This is a genomic window from Variovorax sp. GW458-11-26-14-LB1 (genome assembly GCF_059423965.1).
In genome coordinates, this window is record NZ_JBWKYW010000026.1 from 58,999 (window position 1) to 81,363 (window position 22,365).

Below are 22,365 nucleotides of genomic sequence, written 5' to 3' on the forward strand. Positions count from 1 at the left end.
TGATCTGTTGTGTGGCGCAGGGGAGGGCGCAGGCTCAGGGCATGTACTGCCCGCCGTTCACCTCGAGCACCTGCCCCGTCACGTAGCCCGAGAGCTGTTCGGACGCGAGGTACAGGAACGCGCCCACGCACTCGTCGGCCGTGCCCAGGCGCCCCATCGGGATGCCGGTCCTGAAGGTCTCGAGCATCGCGGGCGTCGAGAAGCGGTCCTGGAACGGCGTCTGGATCACGCCCGGCGCCACCGCGTTCACGCGGATGCGGTCGCCCACGAGTTCCCGTGCCAGGCCATGCGTCGCGGTGCTCACGAAGCCCTTGGCGCCCGCGTACAGGTAGGCGCCGGGGCCGCCGCCGGTGCGCGCGGCCACCGAGGTCACGTTGATGATGGCGCCGCCGCCTTGCTTGCGCATCTGCGGCACGGCTTCGCGGCAGAAGGCCAGCACGGAGCGCGCGTTGATGTGCATCACTTCGTCGAACAGCGCATCGTCGAACTCGGCGATGGGCATGCGTTTGACCAGGCTGCCGGCGTTGTTCACCAGCACGTCGATGCGGCCGAACTGCGCCGTCGTTTCCTGCACGCAGGCGCGGATCGCGGCCGTGTCGCGCACGTCGGCCTGCAGTGCGAAGGCCGTGCCGCCGGCGGCGCGGATGGTGTCGACCACGCGGGCCGCCGCATCGGCCGAGCTGTTGTAGTGCACGGCCACGCGCATGCCGCGCGCGGCAAACGCGATGGCCACCGCGGCGCCGATGCCCGTGCTGGCGCCGGTGACGAGGGCGGTCTTGTCCTTGAGGTCTTCCATGGCTGTGCTCCGTGAGGGTGGTTCGATCAGGTGACCGGTGCCGGGTTGAACAGCACCAGCGCGTTGTGCAGCTTCCAGTGCTCGGCCCAGGTCTTCTTGCGGCCGCTGGCCACGTCGAGCATCAGACGGAACATCTCCCAGCCGATGTCTTCGATGCTGGCCTCGCCGTCGGCGATGCGGCCCGCGTTCACGTCCATCAGGTCGTGCCAGCGGCGCGCGAGGTCGCTGCGCGTGGCGACCTTGATCACCGGCACCTCGGCCAGCCCGTAGGGCGTGCCGCGGCCGGTGGTGAACACGTGCAGGTTCATGCCGGCCGCCAGCTGCAACGTGCCGCAGATGAAGTCGCTGGCCGGCGTGGCGGCGTAGATGAGGCCCTTGTGCGCCAGCTTCTCGCCGGGCGCGAGCACGCCGGTGATCGGCGCCGAGCCCGACTTCACGATCGAGCCCATCGCCTTCTCGACGATGTTCGACAGCCCGCCCTTCTTGTTGCCCGGCGTGGTGTTGGCGCTGCGGTCGACGCGGCCCTTGTCGAGGTAGGCGTCGTACCAGGCCATCTCGCGGATCATGGCGTCGGCCACCTCGGGCGTGGATGCGCGCGAGGTGAGCTGGTCGATGCCGTCGCGCACCTCGGTGACTTCCGAAAACATCACGGTGGCGCCGGCGCGCACCAGGAGGTCGGTGCAGAAGCCCACGGCCGGGTTGGCGGTGACGCCCGAGAAGGCGTCGCTGCCGCCGCACTGCACGCCCACGACGAGCTCGCTCGCGGGCACGGTCTCGCGCCGGCGTTTGTTGAGGCGCGCGAGGTGCGTCTCGGCCTGGCGCATCACCGAATCGATCATCGACATGAAGCCGACGTGCGCGTCGTCCTGCAGGCAGACCACGTCGAGGTCGTCGGCGGGCGCACCGCGCTGGTCGGCGATGGGGATGGTGCCGGGCGGCAGCAGCCGCTCGGGCTGCAGCTTCTCGCAGCCCAGGCTCACGACCATCACCTCGCCGCCGAAGTTGGGGTTGAGGCTGATGTTGCGCAGGGTGCGGATCGGCACGATGGCGTCGGGCGCGTCGATGGCCACGCCGCAGCCGTAGCTGTGCTCGAGCGCCACCACGTCATCGACATTCGGGTATTTCGGCAGCAGCTCGGCCTTGATGCGCTGCACGGCAAACTCGGTCACGCCCGCCACACACTGCACGGTCTGCGTGATCGCGAGGATGTTGCGCGTGCCCACCGAGCCGTCGGCGTTGCGGTAGCCCTCGAAGGTGTAGCCGTCGAGCGGCGGCAGGGCAGGGGGCTTGACCGTGGCGATGGGCAGGCCGTCGAGCTCGGGCGCGACCGGCATGCGCATCACGCGCTCGTGCACCCAGCTGCCGCGCGGCAGCGCCTTGAGCGCGTAGCCGATCACCACGTTGTAGCGGCGGATGGCGTCGCCTTCGGCCAGGTCGACGAGCGCCACCTTGTGGCCCTGGGGCACGGTGTCGACCAGCACCAGGCCGTCGTCGAAGGCCGTGCCGGCCTTCAGGCCGCCGTCGTTCGCGACGATGGCGACGTTGTCGGCCGCGTGGATGCGGATGTACAGCGGCGGTCGGGTGTTCGCATCGGCCATCGGGAGGCCCTTTCTCTTTTCTTTACTTCACCACCATGAACAGGCTCGGCAGCCAGGTGGAAAACGCCGGCACGAAGGTGACCACGCCGAGCGCGAAGATCAGCGCGCCGTAGAAGGGCCAGATCGTGCGCATCACCGTGCCCACCGACACCCCGCCGATGGCGCAGCCGACGAACTGGGTGGTGCCCACGGGTGGCGTGTTCAGCCCGAGCGCACAGTTGATGAGCATCACCACGCCGAACTGCACCGAGGTCATGCCGTACTGCTGTGCAATGGGCAGGAAGATCGGCGTGCACAGCAGGATGGTCGCGGCCATGTCCAGGAAGGTGCCCAGCACGAACAGGATGATGTTGATGAGCAGGAAGATCATCCACGGCGTGGTCGTCACCTGCGACAGCATCTGGCCCGTGAGCTCGGCCACGCCGTACAGGCTGATGAGGTAGCCGAAGGTGCTCGAGATGCCGATGAGCAGCAGGATCACGCCCGTGGTGCGCACGGCCTTCGAAGCCGCCTTGATGAAGTGCTCCCACTTCAGCGTGCGATACACGAAGATCGTGAGCGCCAGCGCATAGAGCACCGCCACCGCCGCCGATTCGGTCGCCGTGAAGATGCCCGACAAAATGCCGCCGAGGATCAGCACCACGATGAACAGGCCCGGCAGCGCCGCTGCGAACGAGCGCGCCACGATGGCCCAGCCCGGGAAGCTGCCGGCCGGGTAGCCGCGCTTCACGGCCACGAGGTACGCCGCCGCGAGGTTGCTCAGCGTGAGCACCGCCGCCGGCAGCAGCGCCGCCAGGATCAGCGCCGCGATCGACACCTTGCCGCCCGCTGCGAGCGAATAGATGATGAGGTTGTGGCTGGTGGGCATCAGCGCGCCGACCAGGGCCGCGTGCGTCGTCACATTGACCGCGTAGTCGGCGTGGTAGCCCTCCTTCTTCATCATCGGGATCATCACGGCGCCCATGGCCGAGACGTCCGCCACGGGCGAGCCCGAGACGCCGCCGAACAGGGTGCAGGCCACCACGTTCGACATGCCGAGGCCGCCGCGCACGTGGCCCACGAGGTTGCGCGCGAAGTTGACGATGCGGTCCGCGATGCCGCCGTAGAGCATCAGCTCGCCAGCGAAGATGAAGAAGGGAATGGCCAGGAACGAGAAGATGCCCATGCCCGAGGTCATCTGCTGGAAGCCCACCGCGAGCGGCAGGCCTTCGTACAGCAGCGTGGCCAGGGCCGACAGGCCGATCGAGAACGCCACCGGCACGCCGAGCAGCAGGAACAGCGTGAACGAGAGGCAGAGAATGAGAAGAGGGGTCGTCATGATGAGGTTCAGCCCCAGGCGGGTTCGACTTCGCGGCCTTGGGCCAAGGCGATGATGTGTTCGATCGAGAACATCACGATGAGGACGCCGGACACGGCGGCGGGCACGTACTTCCAGCCTTCGGAAATCCACAGCGTGGGCAAGCGGTAGTCCCACACCGATTCGGCGAGCGAGGCGCAGTTCCAGGCCATGGCCAGGCCGAACAGCAGGATCAGCGCGTGGATGAGGTATTCCATCTTCAGGCGCAGCCAGTCGGGCGCGAGCACGAGGAACGATTCAAGTCCGATGTGGCCCGCATCGCGCACGCCCACGGCCACGCCCAGCATGGTCACGTAGAGCACCAGCAGCAGCGCGAGGCTCTCGGCCCAGGTGGGGGTGTTGTTGAGCACGTAGCGGCCGAACACCTGCCAGCTCACGGCGCAGATCACCGCGACGAGACCGAGGATGCCCAACCACATGCAGGCACGGGCGAGCGTGCGGCAAAGTTTGGTGTACATATTTCCAGCGCGAAAAATGGAGAGGCTCCGCCCCTTCGTGGCCCCCGGCAGGGGCGCAGGGTCACGAAGTGCGCGAAGCCTGGGGGCGAGCCCTGTTTACTTCGTGTCCTGGACGCGCTTCACGAGGTCCTTGAGCTTCGCGTCCGTGATGAACTTGTCGTACACCGGCTTCATCGCGGCCTGGAACGGGGCCTTGTCGACGTCGATGATCTCGGCGCCGCCGGCCTTCACCGTGGCCAGCGACTTCACTTCACGCTCCTGCCACTGCTTGCGCATGTAGGGCACCGATTCCTTGGCGGCCTGGCGCAGCCAGCCTTGCTCTTCGGCGGAGAGCTTGTCCCACGCGCGCTTGGAGAACAGCAGCATCTCGGGCGCCATCGAGTGCTCGGTCTTGCTGTAGTACTTGGCGACCTCGAAGGCGCGCGCGCTTTCGTAGGTGGGGTAGTTGTTTTCGGCGGCGTCGATGAGGCCGGTCTTCAGGCCCGTGTAGACCTCGCCCATCGGCATCGGCGTGGCGTTGGCGCCCATGGCCTCGAGCATCGACACCCACAGGTCGGACTGCTGCACGCGGACCTTCAGGCCCTTCATGTCGGCGAAGTTGCGCACCGGCTTCTTGGCCGTGAACATCGAGCGCGCGCCGCTGTCGTAGTAGGCCAGGCCCACGAAGCCCTGCTTCTCGCACGACTTCAGGATTTCTTCGCCGACCGGGCCGTCGAGCACCTTGTGCAGGTGCTCCACCGAACGGAACAGGAAGGGCATGGTCGGCACCTGCGTCTCGGGGCAGATGTTGTTCATGGGCGCGATGTTCACGCGCACCATCTGCAGCGCGCCGATCTTGGTCTGCTCGATCGTGTCCTTCTCGTTGCCGAGCGCGCTGTTGTTGAAGACCTTGATGCTGTGCTTGCCCCCGGACAGCGCCTTGAGCCGTTCGCTCATGAACTTCACGGCGGTCACGGTGGGGTAGTCGTCGGGGTGGATGTCGGCCGAGCGGAACTCGGTGGCGCTGGCAGCCAGCGTGGTCAACGCGGCCGCCGCGCCGGCAGCAAGTGCGATGAGTGTCTTGTAGAGCTTCATTTGTCTCGTCCTCTTGGTGGTTGTCGTGAATGAAAGGAAAAAGAAAGGGGTCAGCCGCCGAAGGCCGGCTCGGGCACGCCCGCCACGCCGGGGCGCAGCGCGAACACGCCGCCGGCCAGCGGCTGGTCCGACAGGTCGATGCCGCCGGGGCGGATCGAGGTGACGAACAGCGTGTCGAGCGTCGGGCCGCCGAAGGCGCACATGGCGGGCTTCTTCACCGGCACGGCGAGCGAACGGTCGAGCCGGCCGTCGGGCGTGAAGCGGTGCACCAGGCCGGCGTCGTTGCCGCAGATCCAGTAGCAGCCGTCGACGTCCATCGCCGCGCCGTCGGGGCGGCCAGGCAGGGGATTCATGTCGACGAAGAGACGGCGGTTGCTCGGCGTGCCGGTGTCGGTGTCGTAGTCGAAGGCCCAGACGGCCTGCACGCTCGGGTGCGAGTCCGACAGGTACATCGTGCGGCCGTCGGGGCTGAAGGCCAGGCCGTTGGGCACGATCAGGTCGTTCAGCTTCAGGGCTGCGCTCTCGTCGCCGGCGCCGTAGCTGTACAGGCGGCCGACGCGTGCGCCGGCGGCCATCTCGAGCAGCATCGTGCCGGCCCAGAAGCGGCCCTGCCGGTCGCAGCGGCCGTCGTTGAAGCGCATGCCCGGCGCGGCGTGCGCCACCGGGGCGAGCGGCGTGGCCGCGAGCGTGCCGTCGGTGCGCTCGCGCAGCGAGAACAGGCCGCTTTCCATGCCGGCGATCCATTCGCCGGGCCGGTCGGCGCGCGGCGCGATGCAGGCGATCATTTCGTCGGCGCGCCACTGCGCATGGCCTTCGGTGGCGTGCCAGCGGTTCAGCGTGCGCGCGGGAATGTCGACCCAGTACAGCGCCTGCTGCGCGGCCAGCCACACCGGGCTTTCGCCCGTGCCGTTGCGCGCGTCGAGAACGAGTTCGGCTTGCATGTGGTGAGGCGCGTTCAGTCGCCGAACGGGCCTTGCGCGGTGAAGGCGCCGCCCTGGTAGATGGCGTTCGGGTCGGTGGGCGCCACCTTCGGCTGCGCCTCGACCTTGTCGCGGAACACCTCGGAGCTGTCCTGTGGCATGAAGCCCAGGTGCGCGGCGGCGGCGTTGTCCCACCACAGGTCGCGGTTGGCCGACATGCCGTAGACCACCGTGTGCTTCACGCCGGGCGTGAAGAGCGACTTCTGGATCAGCGCCGTGAGGTCGCGGTAGCTGAGCCACGTGCTCATCATGCGGCGGTTGAGCGGCTCGGGGAACGACGAACCGATGCGGATGCTCACGGTCTCGATGCCCCAGCGGTCGAAGTAGAACTGCGCCATGTCTTCGCCGAAGGACTTCGACAGGCCGTAGTAGCCGTCGGGCCGGCGCGCGGCGTGCGCGTCGATGTGCTCGTCCTGCTTGTAGAAGCCGATCACGTGGTTCGAGCTGGCGAACACCACGCGCTTCACGCCGTGGCGGCGCGCGGCTTCGTACAGGTTGAACACGCCCTTGATGTTGGCTTCGAGCACTTCTTCGAACGGGCGCTCCACCGACACGCCGCCGAAATGGGCGATGGCGTCGCAGCCGGCCACCAGCGCGTCGACCGCGGCCTTGTCGGACAGGTCGCAGGGCACGACTTCTTCATGCGTGCCCGTGGCCGGCGCGATGTCGGCGATATCGGAAAGGCGGATCACGTTCGCAAAAGGCGCGAGCCGTTCGCGCAGCACGCGGCCCAGGCCGCCGGCGGCGCCGGTCAGCAGCAGGCGGCCGAGCTGGGGGGAGGGGGCTTCAGGCGTCGACATGTCTTCGGGATGTGTGAGGGGAAGCAGAGGAGGTGGACAACGTCGTCACCGTTTTTAGGTGATAAGTTATCTGTTGTCGTACAACTGTGAGGGGATTATGATCGTCGTCATGGCCTCAACGACTGCGGGTAATCCCGAAGTTCAGATAACGACCGCTGACAACCCGGCGGGCAACGCCGCTTTCGTGGGGCGGCCGCGCCAGCGCGCGCGCGGCCTGGCGAACGGGCTGGTGGAAGACCTGGGCGAGAAGATCCGCAGCCAGTCGCTGCGCCCCGGCGACAAGCTGCCGACCGAGTCGGCCATCATGCAGGCCTACGGCGTGAGCCGCACCGTGGTGCGCGAGGCGCTGTCCAAGCTGCAGGCGGGCGGGTTGGTCGAGACGCTGCACGGCGTGGGCACCTTCGTGCTGCAGCCGCGTCCGGGTGGCATGGGCGGCGTGTTCCGGCTCGATCCCGGCGAGATCGCGACCTCGGTCGACGTGCTCGCCGTGCTCGAGCTGCGCATCAGCCTGGAGACCGAATCCGCCGGGCTGGCCGCGAGCCGGCGCACCGACGAGCAGCTGGTGGCGATGCGCCAGGCGCTCGACGCGTTCGAGCAGAACGTCAAGGTGGGCGGCGACACCGTGGCGCCCGACTTCGCCTTCCACCTGGAGATCGCGCAGTCGACCGGCAACCCCTACTTCGCCGACATCATGCGGCACCTGGGCACGACGATCATCCCGCGTACGCGCATCAGCGCGATTCGCGTGCAGGACGGCAGCTACCTGAGCCGCGTGAACCGCGAGCACGAGGAAATCTACGCGGCCATCGCGCGCCGCGACCCCGAGTCGGCACGCGCCGCGATGCGCATCCACCTGACCAACAGCCGCGAGCGGCTGCGCATGGCGCAGGAAGCCGCGCAACAACAGAAAGCCAGGGCGGAGGCGGCCGGCCACGGCGCCGCCTCGTCCGACAACACCCCTTCGCGCTGAGTTCGCCCCGGGTTTTCGGGGCTCAAGTCTGGACAAGCTGATTTTCTAGTTGTACGATGACTGATAACATGTGGCGCCATCACGGCCCCGCATGCCTGCATCGAACCTCAGGAGACAGCCCCCATGACCGTCAACCGACGCGGCGCGCTCGGCGCCGCCCTCGCCACCACACTGGCCGCCAGCCTGCCCTTGCACGCGTTCGCGCAAGGGGCGGGCGGCACCTGGCCTTCCAAGCCCATCCGTCTCATCGTGCCGTACCCGCCGGGCGGCTCGTCGGACATCATTGCGCGCGCCATCGGCCAGCCGCTGTCCGAAGCGCTGGGCCAGCCCGTGGTCATCGAGAACCGCGCGGGCGCCAACGGCAACCTCGGCGCCGACATGCTGGCCAAGGCGTCGGCCGACGGCCACACGCTCATGCTGTGCGACCTCGGCGCGCTGGCCATCAGCCCGTCGCTGTACCCCAAGCTGCCGTTCGATCCGTCGAAGGACCTGCGCAGCGTGGCCATGCTGGCCTACTCGCCGCATCTGCTGGTGGTGCACCCGTCGGTGCAGGCCAACACGCTGAAGGAACTGGTCGAGCTGTCGAAGAAGAGCGACCTCAACTTCGCCGTCACCGCCAGCGGCAGCACCGCGCACCTGGCCGGCGTCGAGCTGCAGCGCAAGAGCGGCGCCAAGTGGGAGTACGTGCCCTACAAGGGCGGCGTGCAGGCCGTGCTCGACACCGTCGCGGGCCAGACGCAGGTGCTCATGAACGGCATGCTGGCCACCTATCCGCATGTGCAAAGCGGCAAGCTCAAGCTCATTGCTGTTTCGAAATCGACGCGCATGCCGCTGATCGGCAGCGTGCCGACCATCGCGGAGCAGGGCGTTCCCGGCTACGAGTCGGGCACATGGCAGGGCGTGGTCGCGGCGCGCGGCACCCCTGACGCGGTGATCGCCCGGCTCAACAAGGAACTGGTCCGCATCATCCGCACGCCCGACATCCGGGCGCGGCTGGCGGGGCAGGGCGCCGAGGTCGTGACCATGACCGCGCCCGAGCAGGACCAGTTCTTCGCCAAGGAGCGCGCGCGCTGGGCGCAGGTGATCCAGCAGGCCAATCTCAAGCTCGATTGAGCGATCCCTTCTTCCTCATTTCCCTTTTTCATTTTTCACTGGACGATTTCCGATGAACCCGCAAGAACTCAAGACCATCATGGGCTCCGGCCTGCTCTCGTTCCCGCTGACCGACTTCGACAGCAACGGCGACTTCAACAAGAAGGGCTACATCGAGCGCCTCGAATGGCTGGCACCCTACGGCGCGAGCGCGCTGTTCGCCGCGGGCGGCACGGGCGAGTTCTTCTCGCTGACGGGTGACGAGTACCCCGGCATCATCCAGACCGCGGTCGACACCTGCCGCGGCGTGGTGCCGATCATTGCCGGCGCCGGCGGCCCGACGCGCTTCGCCATCCAGTGCGCGCAAGCGGCAGAGAAGGCCGGCGCGCACGGCATCCTGCTGCTGCCGCACTACCTCACCGAAGCCGGCCAGGAAGGCCTGGCCGCGCACGTCGAGGCCGTGTGCAAGAGCGTGAAGTTCGGCGTGATCGTCTACAACCGCGCTTCGAGCCGCCTCAAGCCCGACACGCTGGCCCGCCTGGCCGAGCGCAACCCGAACCTCGTCGGCTTCAAGGACGGCGTGGGCGACATCGAGGCGATGGTCGCGATCTTCCAGAAGATGGGCGACCGCTTCGCCTACCTGGGCGGCCTGCCGACCGCCGAGGTCTATGCCGCGGCCTACAAGGCGATGGGCACGCCCGTGTACTCGTCGGCGGTCTTCAACTTCATTCCGAAGACGGCGATGGATTTCTATCACGCAGTCGCCAACGACGACATGGCCACGCAGCACCGCCTGCTGAAGAACTTCTTCATGCCCTACCTGGAACTGCGCAACCGCGTGCCCGGCTACGCCGTGAGCATCGTGAAGGCGGGCGCCAAGCTCGTCGGCCACGACGCCGGCCCCGTGCGCGCGCCGCTGACCGACCTGAAGCCCGACGAGATGGACGCACTGAAAGCGCTCATCGACACGCTCGGCCCGCAGTAAGCCGGCACTGATCGCAGTCGACCGCACCACAAAACAAACAGGAGACAACGACATGCTCATCAGAAAATTCCTGCTCGCCGCCGCAGCGACCGCCGTGTTCGCGGGTTGTGCCGCCAGCGGTGGCAGCAGCAGCGGCGCAGCGGCCGAACCCGCAGTTGCGGCGGCCGCCGAGCGGCTGCGCGTCGCCATGGTCGACCCGACGCCCGCCGCGCTGCGCGCGCTGGTGTCCGACGACCTGAGCTACGGCCATTCGGGCGGCAAGGTCGACACGCAGGCCAGCTTCATCAGCGACCTGCTCGACCGCAAGTCCGACTTCGTGACCATCGCGATCACCGACCAGACCATCAAGGTGGTCGACGGAAACACCGCCATCGTGCGCCACACGCTCACGGCCGACACCAACGACTCGGGCAAGCCCGGCAAGGTCGCGCTGAAGATCCTCGGCGTCTGGCAGAAGCAGGGCGGCGAGTGGAAGCTGCTCGCGCGCCAGGCCGTTCGCCTTCCTTCCTGATCGGACCACCGCGCATGAAGAGAACGCAATTCCTGGCGACGGGCTTCGCGCTCGCCGCCACCGCGCTGCTGTCGCCGCTGCACGCCTCGGCGCAGGCCGATGCATGGCCGCAGCAGAAGCCCGTGACGATCATCGTGCCGTTCCCCGCCGGCGGCTCCACCGACATGGTGGCGCGCACGCTGGCGCAGCAGCTGCAGGCCAAGCTCGGCGGCAGTTTCGTGGTCGACAACCGGCCCGGTGCCACCGGCACCATCGGCACCGGCTTCGTGAAGCGCGCACTGCCCGACGGCTACACGCTGCTGGTGTCGTCGCTGGGCGCCTTCGTCGTCACGCCGCACCTGCAAAAAGGCGTGCCCTACGACGCCACCAAGGACTTCGACTACATCAGCGTGCCCGTGCAGGCGCCCAACGTGCTCGTCGCCAATGTCGCGCGGCCCGAACACACCGTGGCCGACGTGCTCGCGCTGTTGCGCAAGACGCCCGGCAAGGTCTCGTTCGCGAGCTCGGGCAACGGCTCGTCCGACCACCTGTCGGCTGAGCTCTTCTGGCAGCAATCGAAGACCGAAGGCGTGCACGTGCCCTACAAGGGCGGCGCGCCAGCGGTGAACGACCTGCTGGGCAACCAGGTCGACTTCTCGTTCCAGAACGTGAACGCCGTGCTGCCGCACATCCGCGCCGGCAAGCTGCGCGCGCTGGCCGTCACCGGTGACAAGCGCTCGCCCGTGCTGCCCGACGTGCCCACACTCGCCGAGGCCGGCGTGAAGGGCGCCGAGGTCTATTCGTGGCAAGGCATGGCTGCGCCCAAGGGCCTGCCGCCCGCCACGAAGAAGAAGCTGAGCGACGCGGTCATCGCCGCCATGCAGGACCCCGAGACCAAGAAACGCATGCTCGACCAGGGCCTGGAAATCGTCGCCAGCACGCCCGAGGACTTCACCGCCTTCCAGTTGCGCGAGTGGGCGCGATGGAAGACATTGATCGACACCCGCCACATCACTGCCGATTGAGGCCACAGCCCGAAGATGACAAGTCCTGAATCCGTTTCCCATGTCGTGTCGGGCGCGCCCGTCGTCACCGCCATGCGCGTCGTGCCCGTGGCCGGCCACGACAGCATGCTGATGAACCTCAGCGGCGCGCACGGCCCGTTCTTCACGCGCAACCTGCTGATCCTCACCGACAGCGCCGGCCACACCGGCGTGGGCGAAGTGCCGGGCGGCGAGAAGATCCGCCAGACGCTCGAAGACGCGCGCGACCTCATCGTGGGCCAGCCCATCGGCAACCACAACGCCGTGCTCAACCGCATGCGCAGCGCCTTTGCCGCGCGCGACAGCGGCGGGCGCGGCCTGCAGACCTTCGACCTGCGCGTGACCATCCATGCCGTGACGGCCGCCGAAGCCGCGCTGCTCGACCTGCTGGGCCAGCACCTGGGCGTGCCCGTGGCCGCGCTGCTCGGCGAAGGCCAGCAGCGCGATGCGGTGCAGATGCTCGGCTACCTCTTCTACGTGGGCGACCGCACCAAGACCGACCTGCCGTACGAGACCGACCCCGGCGCCGACAACGACTGGTTCCGCCTGCGCCACGAAGAAGCGATGACGCCTGAGGCCATCGTGCGCCTGGCCGAGGCCACGCACGCGCGCTACGGTTTCACCGACTTCAAGCTCAAGGGCGGCGTGCTGCGCGGCGAGGAAGAAGTCGAGGCGATCCGCGCGCTGCACGAGCGCTTTCCGCAGGCGCGCGTCACGCTCGACCCGAACGGCGGCTGGCTGCTGGCCGACGCCATCCGCCTGTGCCGCGACCTGCACGGCGTGATGGCCTATGCCGAAGACCCGTGCGGCGCCGAGGGCGTGTTCTCGGGCCGCGAGGTGATGGCCGAGTTCCGCCGCGCCACGGGCCTGCCCACCGCCACCAACATGGTCGCCACCGACTGGCGCGAGATGGTGCACAGCCTGTCGCTGCAGTCGGTCGACATTCCGCTGGCCGACCCGCACTTCTGGACGATGCAGGGCTCGGTGCGCGTGGCGCAGCTGTGCCAGGCCTGGGGCCTGACCTGGGGCTCGCATTCGAACAACCACTTCGACGTGTCGCTCGCGATGTTCACGCACGTGGCCGCCGCCGCGCCCGGCAAGGTCACGGCCATCGACACGCACTGGATCTGGCAGGACGGCCAGCGCCTCACGAAGGCGCCGCTGCAGATCGAGGGCGGCCTCGTGCAGGTGCCCACGCGCGGCGGCCTGGGCATCGAGCTCGACATGGCCGAGGTCGAGAAGGCGCACCAGCTGTACCTGAAACATGGCCTCGGCGCGCGCAATGACGCGCAGGCGATGCAGTTCCTCATTCCGAACTGGACCTTCGACAACAAGCGCCCCTGCATGGTCCGCTGAGCGCCCGGTGCCTTCGTGCGCTGACGGCTGAAACATCCAAGGAGCCTGAATGAACAAGCACATGGATCGCCGTCGCCTGCTGCAAGCGGCTGCCGGCTCGGCACTCGGCGCCGTGGCCGCCGTCGCGGGCGCCCAGTCGTTTCCCTACAAGCCGCAGCAGCGGTATCCCGATCCGTCGGTGCTGATCCTCGACCCCAGCTTTGCGAAGTACCGCATCTACAGCAGCACGCTCGAGCAGGTCGGCACCGGCATGCGCTGGGCCGAGGGCCCGGTGTACCTGCCGCGCGAGGGTTATCTCGTGTGCAGCGACATCCCGAACAACCGTCTGATGCGCTACGAGGAGAAGACCGGCGAGTTCAAGGTCCACAAGGCGAACGCCGGCTACTGCAACGGCAACACGCGTGACCGGCAGGGCCGCCTCATCAGCTGCGAGCACTCGGTGACGCGGCGCGTGGTGCGCACCGAATCCGACGGGCGCGTGACCGTGCTGGCCGACCGCTACCAGGGCAAGCGCCTGAACTCGCCGAACGACGTGGTCGTGAAATCGGACGACACCGTGTGGTTCACCGATCCGATCTTCGGCATCTCGGGCACGTGGGAAGGCGAGAAGGCCGCGCCCGAGCAGGCGACGACCAACGTGTACCGCCTCACGCCCGACGGCCAGCTCTCGGCGGTGATCACCGACCTCGTGAACCCGAACGGCCTGGCCTTCTCGCCGGACGAGAAAAAGCTCTACGTTGTCGAGTGGAAGGGCACGCCCAACCGCAGCCTCTGGAGCTACGACGTGGCGGTCGATGGCAGCGTGTCGAACAAGGTGAAGCTCATCGATGGCACGGGCGCTGCGGCGCTCGATGGCTTTCGCGTCGACCGCGACGGCAATCTCTGGATGGGCTGGGGCTGGAACGGCGCCGTCGCTCCCGAACCCATCGATGCCGGCAACGGCATGAAGGTCTATCAGCCGCAGGCGAAGTCCGAAGACCTCGATGGCGTCAAGATCTTCAATGCGCAAGGCAAGCCCATCGGTTTCATCCGCCTGCCCGAACGTTGTGCCAACCTGACGTTCGGCGGCCCCAAGAACAACCGCCTCTACATGGCGGCCAGCCATTCGCTGTACGCCCTCTACGTGGAGTCCGAAGGCGCCACCTAGCCTTGGGACTTTTCCAACCTCCTCACCGCAACACGCACACAAGGACATCGACGATGACTGAATTCAACAACCTCATCAACGGCGAATGGCTGGCTGGCCACAGCTACAGCCCCAACATCAACCCCAGCAACCTGGCCGACGTGCTGGGCCAGTACACGCAGGGCGACAAGGGCCAGGTCGATGCGGCCGTGGCAGCAGCCACCGCCGCCTTCCCCGCCTGGGCGACGGGCAGTATCCAGGCGCGTTCCGATGCGCTCGACAAGATCGGCACCGAGATCCTCGCGCGCAAGGAAGAACTCGGCACGCTGCTGGCGCGTGAAGAGGGCAAGACCAAGGCCGAAGGCATCGGCGAGGCCACGCGCGCGGGGCAGATCTTCAAGTTCTTCGCGGGCGAGTGCCTGCGCCTGTCGGGCGAGGTGCTGCCTTCGGTGCGCCCGAACATCGGCGTGGAAATCACGCGCGAGCCGGTGGGTGTGGTCGGGCTCATCACGCCGTGGAACTTCCCCATCGCGATTCCCGCCTGGAAGATCGCGCCCGCATTGGCTTTCGGCAACTGCGTGGTGCTCAAGCCTGCCGACCTCGTGCCGGGCTGCGCGTGGGCGCTGGCCGAGATCATCAGCCGCTCGGGCATTCCGGCCGGCGTGTTCAACCTCGTGATGGGGCGCGGCAGCGTGATCGGCGATGCGCTGGTGAACCACCCCGGCATCCATGCGATCAGCTTCACGGGCTCGGTGGGCGTGGGCCGCAACATCGCGGTGCAGTGCGTCACCAACCATAAGAAGGTGCAGCTCGAAATGGGCGGCAAGAACCCGCAGGTGGTGCTCGACGACGCCGACCTCGCGCAGGCCGTGGAGCTCAGCGTGCAGAGCGCGTTCTACTCGACCGGCCAGCGCTGCACGGCGTCGAGCCGCCTCATCGTCACCGAAGGCATCTACCCGAAGTTCATCGAGGCGATGAAGGCGCGCATGGCGAAGATCAAGGTCGGCGATGCGCTCGCGCAGGGCACTGACGTGGGGCCGGTCTCGTCGAAGTCGCAGCTCGACCAGGACATGGAATACGTCGCCATCGGCAAGGGCGAGGGCGCCACGTTGGCGGCCGGCGGTGAGCTGCTGAAGCTGGAGACGGACGGCTACTACATGTCACCGGCGCTGTTCAGCGAGTCCGGCGCGAACATGCGCATCAACCGCGAGGAAGTGTTCGGGCCGGTGGCGAGCGTGATCCGCGTGAAGAACTACGAAGAGGCGCTGGCGACGGCGAACGACACGGAGTTCGGTTTGTCGGCCGGCATTGCGACGACCTCGCTGAAGTACGCGACGCACTTCAAGCGGCACAGCCAGGCGGGCATGGTGATGGTCAACCTGCCGACGGCGGGGGTGGACTATCACGTGCCGTTCGGTGGCCGCAAGGGGTCGAGCTATGGGCCGCGGGAGCAGGGCAAGTACGCGCAGGAGTTCTTTACGACGGTGAAGACGGCTTACACGTTGGCCTGACGCCTCTTTCTGAATTGTTGGAAGCCCCCAGTCGGGGGCTTTTTTACGCCTGTGTTTTTCGGGGCGCGTGCACAGGCCACCGGGTACTTCCCTCCGCGAATGTCCCCCGGCCTGCGGCCTCCTCCTTGATTTCGCTGCGGGAAGCACCCAGTGTCCTGCGCACGGGAAGCGGCGGTGGTGCGCAGCCCATCAACGACCGCACTGAACACGCTCACGTCGATGGGGTGCCTTGCGCAGCGAAATCAAGGAGGAGGGCGAAGCCCGGGGGACATTCGCGGAGCAAGGTACCGCGTCGGCGGGAGCGTCGCCCTGAACAGCTCAGGCCAATGGCGCCCTGCGGCTGCGGCGCATCAGAAATTCGATCAGCTCGAAGATGCCTTCGCTGATCAGCGCCATGGCCGCAGCCGGCATCGCTCCGGCCATCAACAGCTCGCGGTCGTTGAGCGCGAGTCCTGTCACGATGCGCTCACCGAAACCACCTGCGCCGATGAAAGCCGCGATGGTGGCCGTGCCGATGGCAATGGCTGTCGCGGTGCGAACGCCCGCCAACAACGTGGGCAACGCGAGAGGCAGCAGCACCAACTGAAGGCTCTGCGGCGGCGTCATGCCCAGCGCGGTGCCGGCCAGTCGCAGGCCGTTGGGCACCTCGGTCAATCCGGTCACGGTGTTGCGCATGATCGGCAGCAGCGAGTACAGCGTGAGCGCGATGAGCGCGGGCAGGGCGCCGATGGCGCCAAGCAAAGAGATCAGCACCGCGAGCAGCGCCAGCGACGGCACGGTCTGCATCACGCTCGCAAAGCCCAGCACCACGGCACGCAGCCGCAGGTGCGGAAACACGAGGATCGCGAGCGGCACGCCGATGAGGATGGCCACGCCGACCGACACCGCCACCAGCAGCAGGTGCTGGCGCGCCAGCGGCCAGAGGTCGGGCCCGAAGAGCTTGGCCGTGAAGCCGCGCGCGGCGCTCGGCGGCGTCTTGCCGTCCTTGGTGGCGCCCGCGAGAAAGTCGCGCGCGATGGTGTCGAAGCGCACGCCCTGCAGCTCGGCGCGCGCGTTCATCGCGATCATGGCGTGCTCGTCGATCTTGCCTTCGAGCGCCTGCAACGCGGCCCAGGCCTTCGGCAGCCGCGCGGGCAGGTCGAGCTTGTAGAGCACCACCGCGTCGTAGCGCGGAAAGTGCTGCTTGTCGTCCACCAGCACGCGCAGGCCGAGGTGATCGATCTTGGCGTCGGTGGTGTAAATGTCGATGGCGTCGATCTGCTTGGCCGTCATCGCCTCGTAGGCCAGGCCGTGGTCGAGCCCGGTCGGCGTCTGCGTGAAGCCGTAGCGCGCGGCCAGGCCCTTCCAGCCGTCGGCGCGACCGATGAATTCGTTCGACAACCCGATGCGCAGCTCGGGGTGCCGGGCCAGGTCGCTCAGCGTACGCAGCCCGAGCTTGTCGGCGTCGGCGGCGCGCACGGCCAGCGCGTAGCCGTCGTTGAAGCCCAGTGGAATCGCCACGCCCAGTCCGAGCGGCGCGAGCGCGGCGTTCATGGCCTCGCGCGTGCCGGCGGGCGAACCCTTGAGGATCTCGAGTGCGATGGTGCCGGTGTATTCGGCGTACAGGTCGATGGCGCCCGAGCGCAGCGCCTCGTACACGATGGCCGTGTTGCCCAGCCCCTGCCGCACGACGGGCGGCGACGCGGTGTGCGGCGCGGCGGTCTGCGCCAGCACCTCGGCCAGGATGTACGACTCGGTGAAGCGCTTGGAGCCGACGCGCAGCGTCTCGTCGGCGGCCTGCGCGCGGGGGGCGGCGGCGGCCAGCCAGAGCATCGCGAAAAGCCACAGGGCGGGGTGCCAGAAGCTGCGAGGCAGGTGCATCCGGATCAGTGTATCGGCATCACCGCGCCAGCCGTACCCGTCCGTCTCCTACACGCCGTGGTGCGCGAAGCCGATGCGCCCGGGCCACGCGGCGGCCCATAGTGACCGTCATGAAAAAAACCAGGCACGCGCCCCCCGGTCCCGACATCCACGGCCTGCGCGAGCTGCCCGGCCTGCGCGTGGACGGCTACAGCCTGCAGCTGCGCGACAAGGACGGCTTCGTCGGCGACCAGGCCAGCCAGACGGCGTTTCGCGAACTGCTCGAGCGCTGGCGCAAGCGGCGCCGCAAGGCCGGCCGTGACCCGCTGGGCGCGGCCCACTCGCGCGACCTGAGCAAGAAGCAGCTCGACCGCGCGCTGCAGGGAAAGACTGCCACGGCCGCCGGCGACGTGATGCATGGCGCCATCGAGGAGTTCGCGCAAGAGCTGGCCTTCGTGGTCCAGCGCTTCGTGCGCCAGCCCTCGTGGCGCAAGGTGCAGCGCATCGTGGTTGGCGGCGGTTTTCCCGAGAGCGACGTGGGCGAGCGCGCGATCCTGGAGGCGGGCGCGATGCTCGAAGACCTGGGCGTGCATGTGCAGCTGGGCCGGCTGTCGCACAACGTGGACGACGGCGGGTTGATCGGGTGGGCGCACCTGACGCCGCCGCCCCTGCTGAAGGGGCACGACGCCATCCTGGCCGTGGACATCGGCGGCACGAACGTGCGCTGCGGCATCGTGAAAACGCGCCACCGCAAGGCGCCCGACTTCTCGCGCGCGAAAGTGGTCAAGCGCGAGAAGTGGCGCCACGCCGACGACGGCCCGAACCGCAGCCACATGGTCGAGCGCATCGCCGACATGCTCGAGGACATGGTGATCTATGCCGAGCGCCGCAAGATCAGGCTCGCACCCTTCATCGGCATCGGCTGCCCGGGGCTGATCCGCTCCGACGGCTCGATCGCGCGCGGCGCGCAGAACCTGCCGGGCGACTGGGAGAGCCGGGCCTTCCACCTGCCGGCCGCGCTGTGGCGGCGGCTGCCGATCATCGGCTCGGGCGCGACGCTGGTGCTCATGCACAACGACGCGGTGGTGCAGGGCCTGAGCGAGCTGCCCTTCATGCGCGACGTGCGCCACTGGGGCGTGCTGACCATCGGCACCGGGCTGGGCAACGCCAGCTTCACGAACCGGCGTTGAGCGCTACCCCTTACAGGTCTTCGGGCCGCAGTTCCGCGCCGACGCGCGCGGTGGCCGAGGTGGTGGCGACGTTGCCCGCCGCGTCGGTGGCGCGCAGCTCGATGTTCGCCAAGCCCGCGCGCGCGGGCGTCCAGCTGCAGGCGTAGGGCGCGGTGCGCAGCGCGCAGACGGTCTTGCCGTCGACGATGAAGGCCAGCTCGGCCACGCCGACATCGTCGGTCGCGCTGGCCGACAGCCGCACCGGCAGGCCGGCGGCCGACGAGGCCATGGGCGGCACATTGAGCGTCACGGTCGGTGCCGTGGTGTCGGCGGGCGCGCGCACGATCACCTGCGCCGACGCGACCTCGGCATTGCCCGCGGCGTCGATGGCGATCACGCGGACGATCTGCACGCCCGGCGCGGTCGGCGTCCAGTGGCAGGTGTAGGGCGGGGCGGTGAAGGTGCAGATCGGCAGGCTGTCGGTGCCGATCACCTTCACACCGAACACGCCGACGTTGTCGACCGCCACGGGCGCCAGCGCCACGGGCTGGCCCACGGTCGCCATCGCGGGGGCGGCCAGGGACACGGCCGGCTTCTGGCTGTCGGGCACGCCCAGCGGCAGGTCGATGGTGAAGGCCGCCTGCCCCTGCACCGCCTTCTGCTCGAAGGCATCGAAGATGGTGAACCAGGTGGCGCCCGGCGCGCGGCCCGGGGCCTGGGCCTTCACGAGCAGCGTGGTCTTGCCGACGGCGAAGCAGCTGAAGCCGCAGCGCCAGTCGAAGACGAAACGGCCGTCGGCGTTGGTCGTGCCCTGCGCGATAGGCTCCAGCGGCTTGCCGGCACCCGGGTCGCGCCACACCGACACCGGCGCGCCGGCCAGCGCGGCGCCGCTCTCGCGCTCGGTCACGCGCACCTGCGTGGCGGTGGTCGCGGCCATGAACTTCGAGCTGCCGAGCTTGGGCCAGTCGCGCCAGTCGGTGTTGATCTGCGCCTTGGTGCCTTCGGTGAAGCGGATCAGGCCGAGCGTGGCGACGCGGTTGGCGGCCGGGTCGTAGCGCTGCTCGAACACGGTGCCCAGCAGCGGGTCGAGGCGCCAGTGCTGGCGCGGCCACCAGTAGCGGTCGGTGTGCTTCACCAGGGCCAGGTCGCTGGCGGGCGCGGTCTCGGTGGTGTCGGCGACGGCGATGGCGTTGTAGTACTCGCCCGAGCCGGCGCCGAACACGTGCTCCAGCTCGTGCAGCAGGGTCTTGAGCTGGCGCCCGAGGTAGTCCTTCTCGGTGGACTCGGGCGCGGCGGAGGTGATGGCGCGCGACAGGCGCAGCGGGTCGTGGATGGCGGTCCAGTTCAGGTTCCAGGTCACGCCGGTGGGCGGGAAGGTGGTGCTGGTGGTCAGGCCGCCGTGGCTGTAGCCGCGCTTCGAGGGGCCGACGCACAGCACGATCTCGCCGCCGGCCACACCGCTGAAGCCGCAGGGCGGCGCCGCGCCGGGCGCGACGATCTGCAGGTCTTTCGCGGGGTCGAAGGAGAAGCTGCGCACCGTCTCGCGCATGAACACGGTGTTGAGGTCGGCCACGTACTGCGCGAGCCGGCGGCCGGCCTCGGGCGCGCCGATGTCGGCCGCCAGTTGCGGGTCGATGAAGAAGCGCAGGCGGTGCACGCTCGGCGTGGCGCGGCCGACTTCGTTCAGGGCCGCCCAGGTCGGGGCGGCGGACAACGGCAGCAGCAGGGCCAAAACGACAGGCAAGGCTGCGCCCAGCCGGCGCGCGAGCGCCAGCGGCGAATCAATGAAAGGCATCGATTTTTCTCCCCGTGCTCAGGGGAATCCGGCAGTGATCGACAACAAAGGGGATCGCTTGGGGCCGCGCGAAGGTGTCGCCCGGCGCCCAGCGCTCAAACCCCGCGGCGACCGCCTTTGCCGGTCACGCTCCTGCATCGCATCGAGGTCGCCGAAGGCGATACGCCCTGACGGGCGCCGATGCTTCTGAAGTGCGGGGGACTACTGGTTGCTCATTGAGTGTGGAGGGCGGGCGTACCGCTCATTCCTCCCCACGATGTGGCAACAATCAGTGAACCTTTATCTTAATTTCTGGGCTCGTAGGAAGGGAACTTGCCTCGCTGTAGTGGTGCCTGTTATTTGGGCACTTTCTCACGACAACGGCGGTACGAATGGCGCTTCGGTGGGCCCCATGAGGCCGGGCCGGAGCGGGCTGCCCCGCAATGCAGGGGGCTCCGGAAGAACGGTCATCCACCGGAACCGGTGGCGATTCTAGTGTGAATGTTCAATTGGTTGCAATTGTGTTGCATTCGTGCATCTTGGGCGATGCACTGCCCGTCTACAGCTGGAAGGCGACGGTCAGCAGCAGCCCTTCGGCCACGTCGCGCAGCAGCCCCGGGCGCCGCGCGCGGTAGGGCTCGCCGGCCGAGGCGGTGGTCTCGATCCATTCGGCCAGCCATTCGATGTCGTCGTGGCCGTAGAACACCACCGCCGCCTCGTGGTTCAGCAGCAGGCTGCGCAGGTCGAGGTTGATCGAGCCGCACATGGCCAGTTCGTCGTCGACCACCACGGCCTTGGCGTGGGCCATGAAGGGCAGCATGCGAAAGCTCACGCCCGCGCGCGCGAGGTCGCGCATGGCGCGTGCGCGCACGAAGTCGGCCAGCCGGTGGTTCGACTGCGCGGGCATCGCGATGGTCACCTGCACGCCGCGCCGCGCGGCGAGGCGCAGCGCATCGCGCAAGCCGTCGCCCGGCACGAAGTAGGGCGTGATCGCGAGGATGCGGTGCTCGGCGCGAAAGCAGGCGTCGATGAGCAGCGCGTGCGCCGTGTCCTCGGTCTGGTCGGGGCCGCTCGGCAGGAACTGGGCCATCGCGCAGCCGGGGCCCGCGGGCACGTCGGCGGCGGTGATGGCGCGCGCCTTGCGCCCGCGCACCGAGCTCCAGTCGTGGTCGAACTGGCGCGCGGCGGCGGCGGCCACGCTGCCCTGCAGGTCGAAAGAGAGGTCGTGCCAGGCTTCGGGGTGCTTGTCGTTGCCGGAGAAGTACTCGCCCGCGAGGTTGCGCCCGCCCGACCACAGCCAGCGGTCGTCGGCGATGGTGAGCTTGCGGTGGTTGCGCAGGTTGCGCGGCCCGATGCGGCGCAGGCTGAAGAAGGGGCGGAACACCGCCACCTCGCCGCCGGCCGCGCGCAGCCGGTCGAAGTGATGGCGCGGCAGCGAGAGCGCGCCGAAGCCGTCGAGCAGCACGCGCACCTTGACGCCCTCGCGCGCGCGCTGCGCGAGCCGCGCCAGCACGGCATGGCCGAGCGCGTCGTCGCCGATGATGAAGGTGCACACGTCCAGGCGCTGGCGCGCGCCGTCGATCACCTCGAACAGCGCCTCGCGCGCGGCCTCGCCGTCGGCGTGCATGCGGATCGCGCAGCGCCCGGGCGGCGCCAGGCCGAAGCTCTCGATCAGGTCGGCCGCCCAGTGGCCCGGCGGCAGCGAACGCGGCGGCCGGGGTGCGCCGGCCGGGCGCAGCTTGCGCTGGCCGAACAGCAGGTACATCGGCAGGATCGCGTAGGGCATGAGCACCAGCCCCATGACCCACGCGATGGCGGTGGTGGGGGCGCGCTGCTCGCGGCGCGTGCGCGTGGTCAGCACATAAACCAGCAACGCGAAAGTGACGACAAGAAAATGCTGCGAAGGGGAGGGCAGCCAGTCGAAGAGGGGGTCCGGCATGGGCGGGT

19 protein-coding genes are annotated in these 22,365 nt (G+C 68.6%); 9 read left to right on the forward strand and 10 right to left on the reverse strand.

Annotation, left to right across the window (positions count from 1 at the left end; translation table 11 throughout):
- Positions 1–34 precede the first annotated feature (34 nt).
- From AC07YS_RS18160 to AC07YS_RS18190, 7 genes are all read right to left on the reverse strand, one after another.
- Positions 35–796, reverse strand: a complete 762-nt coding sequence (locus AC07YS_RS18160; RefSeq protein ID WP_492685122.1) for an SDR family NAD(P)-dependent oxidoreductase — start codon at positions 794–796, stop codon at positions 35–37.
- Between the two features lie 26 nt (positions 797–822).
- Positions 823–2,394, reverse strand: coding sequence for a galactarate dehydratase (gene garD, locus AC07YS_RS18165; RefSeq protein WP_495268699.1), 1,572 nt, complete (start codon positions 2,392–2,394; stop codon positions 823–825).
- A 22-nt stretch (positions 2,395–2,416) separates the two neighbouring features.
- Positions 2,417–3,712 carry a TRAP transporter large permease gene (locus AC07YS_RS18170; RefSeq protein ID WP_070059673.1) on the reverse strand — a complete coding sequence of 432 codons (1,296 nt, stop codon included), beginning with the start codon at positions 3,710–3,712 and terminating at the stop codon, positions 2,417–2,419.
- An 8-nt stretch (positions 3,713–3,720) separates the two neighbouring features.
- Positions 3,721–4,209 (reverse strand): TRAP transporter small permease, encoded by a 489-nt coding sequence (locus tag AC07YS_RS18175; RefSeq protein ID WP_062470671.1) that lies wholly within the window; start codon positions 4,207–4,209, stop codon positions 3,721–3,723.
- Between the two features lie 96 nt (positions 4,210–4,305).
- Positions 4,306–5,283 (reverse strand): TRAP transporter substrate-binding protein, encoded by a 978-nt coding sequence (locus AC07YS_RS18180; protein WP_095744583.1) that lies wholly within the window; start codon positions 5,281–5,283, stop codon positions 4,306–4,308.
- 50 nt (positions 5,284–5,333) lie between these two features.
- The gene (locus AC07YS_RS18185; protein WP_495268700.1) at positions 5,334–6,224 is read right to left on the reverse strand and encodes an SMP-30/gluconolactonase/LRE family protein; all 891 of its coding nucleotides are present in this window, start codon (positions 6,222–6,224) and stop codon (positions 5,334–5,336) included.
- 14 nt (positions 6,225–6,238) lie between these two features.
- The gene (locus AC07YS_RS18190) at positions 6,239–7,063 is read right to left on the reverse strand and encodes an NAD-dependent epimerase/dehydratase family protein (protein WP_495268701.1); all 825 of its coding nucleotides are present in this window, start codon (positions 7,061–7,063) and stop codon (positions 6,239–6,241) included.
- Positions 7,064–7,172: 109 nt separating this feature from the next.
- Between AC07YS_RS18190 and AC07YS_RS18195 the strand changes: the two genes are divergently transcribed.
- The 8 genes from AC07YS_RS18195 (at position 7,173) to AC07YS_RS18230 (ending at position 15,636) form a co-directional block, all read left to right on the forward strand.
- Complete coding sequence (locus AC07YS_RS18195; RefSeq protein ID WP_495268702.1) at positions 7,173–8,033, forward strand: FadR/GntR family transcriptional regulator; 861 nt, start codon at positions 7,173–7,175, stop codon at positions 8,031–8,033.
- Positions 8,034–8,156: 123 nt separating this feature from the next.
- The gene (locus tag AC07YS_RS18200) at positions 8,157–9,146 is read left to right on the forward strand and encodes a Bug family tripartite tricarboxylate transporter substrate binding protein (RefSeq protein WP_495268703.1); all 990 of its coding nucleotides are present in this window, start codon (positions 8,157–8,159) and stop codon (positions 9,144–9,146) included.
- Between the two features lie 52 nt (positions 9,147–9,198).
- Positions 9,199–10,110 carry a 5-dehydro-4-deoxyglucarate dehydratase gene (gene kdgD / locus AC07YS_RS18205; RefSeq protein ID WP_062470656.1) on the forward strand — a complete coding sequence of 304 codons (912 nt, stop codon included), beginning with the start codon at positions 9,199–9,201 and terminating at the stop codon, positions 10,108–10,110.
- A 52-nt stretch (positions 10,111–10,162) separates the two neighbouring features.
- Positions 10,163–10,621, forward strand: coding sequence for a nuclear transport factor 2 family protein (locus tag AC07YS_RS18210; protein ID WP_095744587.1), 459 nt, complete (start codon positions 10,163–10,165; stop codon positions 10,619–10,621).
- A 14-nt stretch (positions 10,622–10,635) separates the two neighbouring features.
- On the forward strand, positions 10,636–11,625 hold the full coding sequence (locus tag AC07YS_RS18215; RefSeq protein WP_495268704.1) for a Bug family tripartite tricarboxylate transporter substrate binding protein: 990 nt from the start codon (positions 10,636–10,638) through the stop codon (positions 11,623–11,625).
- A gap of 15 nt (positions 11,626–11,640) precedes the next feature.
- Positions 11,641–12,999, forward strand: a complete 1,359-nt coding sequence (gene gudD, locus AC07YS_RS18220) for a glucarate dehydratase (RefSeq protein ID WP_495268705.1) — start codon at positions 11,641–11,643, stop codon at positions 12,997–12,999.
- Between the two features lie 49 nt (positions 13,000–13,048).
- A complete protein-coding gene (locus AC07YS_RS18225; RefSeq protein ID WP_495268706.1) occupies positions 13,049–14,146 on the forward strand; it encodes an SMP-30/gluconolactonase/LRE family protein in 1,098 nt (365 codons plus the stop codon).
- Between the two features lie 53 nt (positions 14,147–14,199).
- A complete protein-coding gene (locus AC07YS_RS18230; protein ID WP_495268707.1) occupies positions 14,200–15,636 on the forward strand; it encodes an aldehyde dehydrogenase family protein in 1,437 nt (478 codons plus the stop codon).
- A 318-nt stretch (positions 15,637–15,954) separates the two neighbouring features.
- Here AC07YS_RS18230 and AC07YS_RS18235 read toward each other — a convergent pair whose 3' ends face one another.
- Positions 15,955–17,496: an ABC transporter permease/substrate-binding protein gene (locus tag AC07YS_RS18235; protein WP_495268708.1), complete on the reverse strand. Its 1,542-nt coding sequence runs from the start codon at positions 17,494–17,496 to the stop codon at positions 15,955–15,957.
- A gap of 110 nt (positions 17,497–17,606) precedes the next feature.
- On the opposite strand from AC07YS_RS18235, the gene AC07YS_RS18240 reads away from it, so the two are divergent.
- Entirely contained in the window at positions 17,607–18,665 is a 1,059-nt protein-coding gene (locus AC07YS_RS18240) for an ROK family protein (RefSeq protein WP_495268709.1), read from the forward strand.
- Positions 18,666–18,675: 10 nt separating this feature from the next.
- On the opposite strand, the gene AC07YS_RS18245 is transcribed toward AC07YS_RS18240, so the two are convergent.
- Both AC07YS_RS18245 and AC07YS_RS18250 read right to left on the reverse strand, forming a co-directional pair.
- Positions 18,676–20,439, reverse strand: a complete 1,764-nt coding sequence (locus AC07YS_RS18245; RefSeq protein ID WP_495268710.1) for an Ig-like domain-containing protein — start codon at positions 20,437–20,439, stop codon at positions 18,676–18,678.
- Positions 20,440–20,977: 538 nt separating this feature from the next.
- A complete protein-coding gene (locus tag AC07YS_RS18250) occupies positions 20,978–22,357 on the reverse strand; it encodes a phospholipase D-like domain-containing protein (RefSeq protein ID WP_495268711.1) in 1,380 nt (459 codons plus the stop codon).
- Positions 22,358–22,365: the final 8 nt, after the last annotated feature.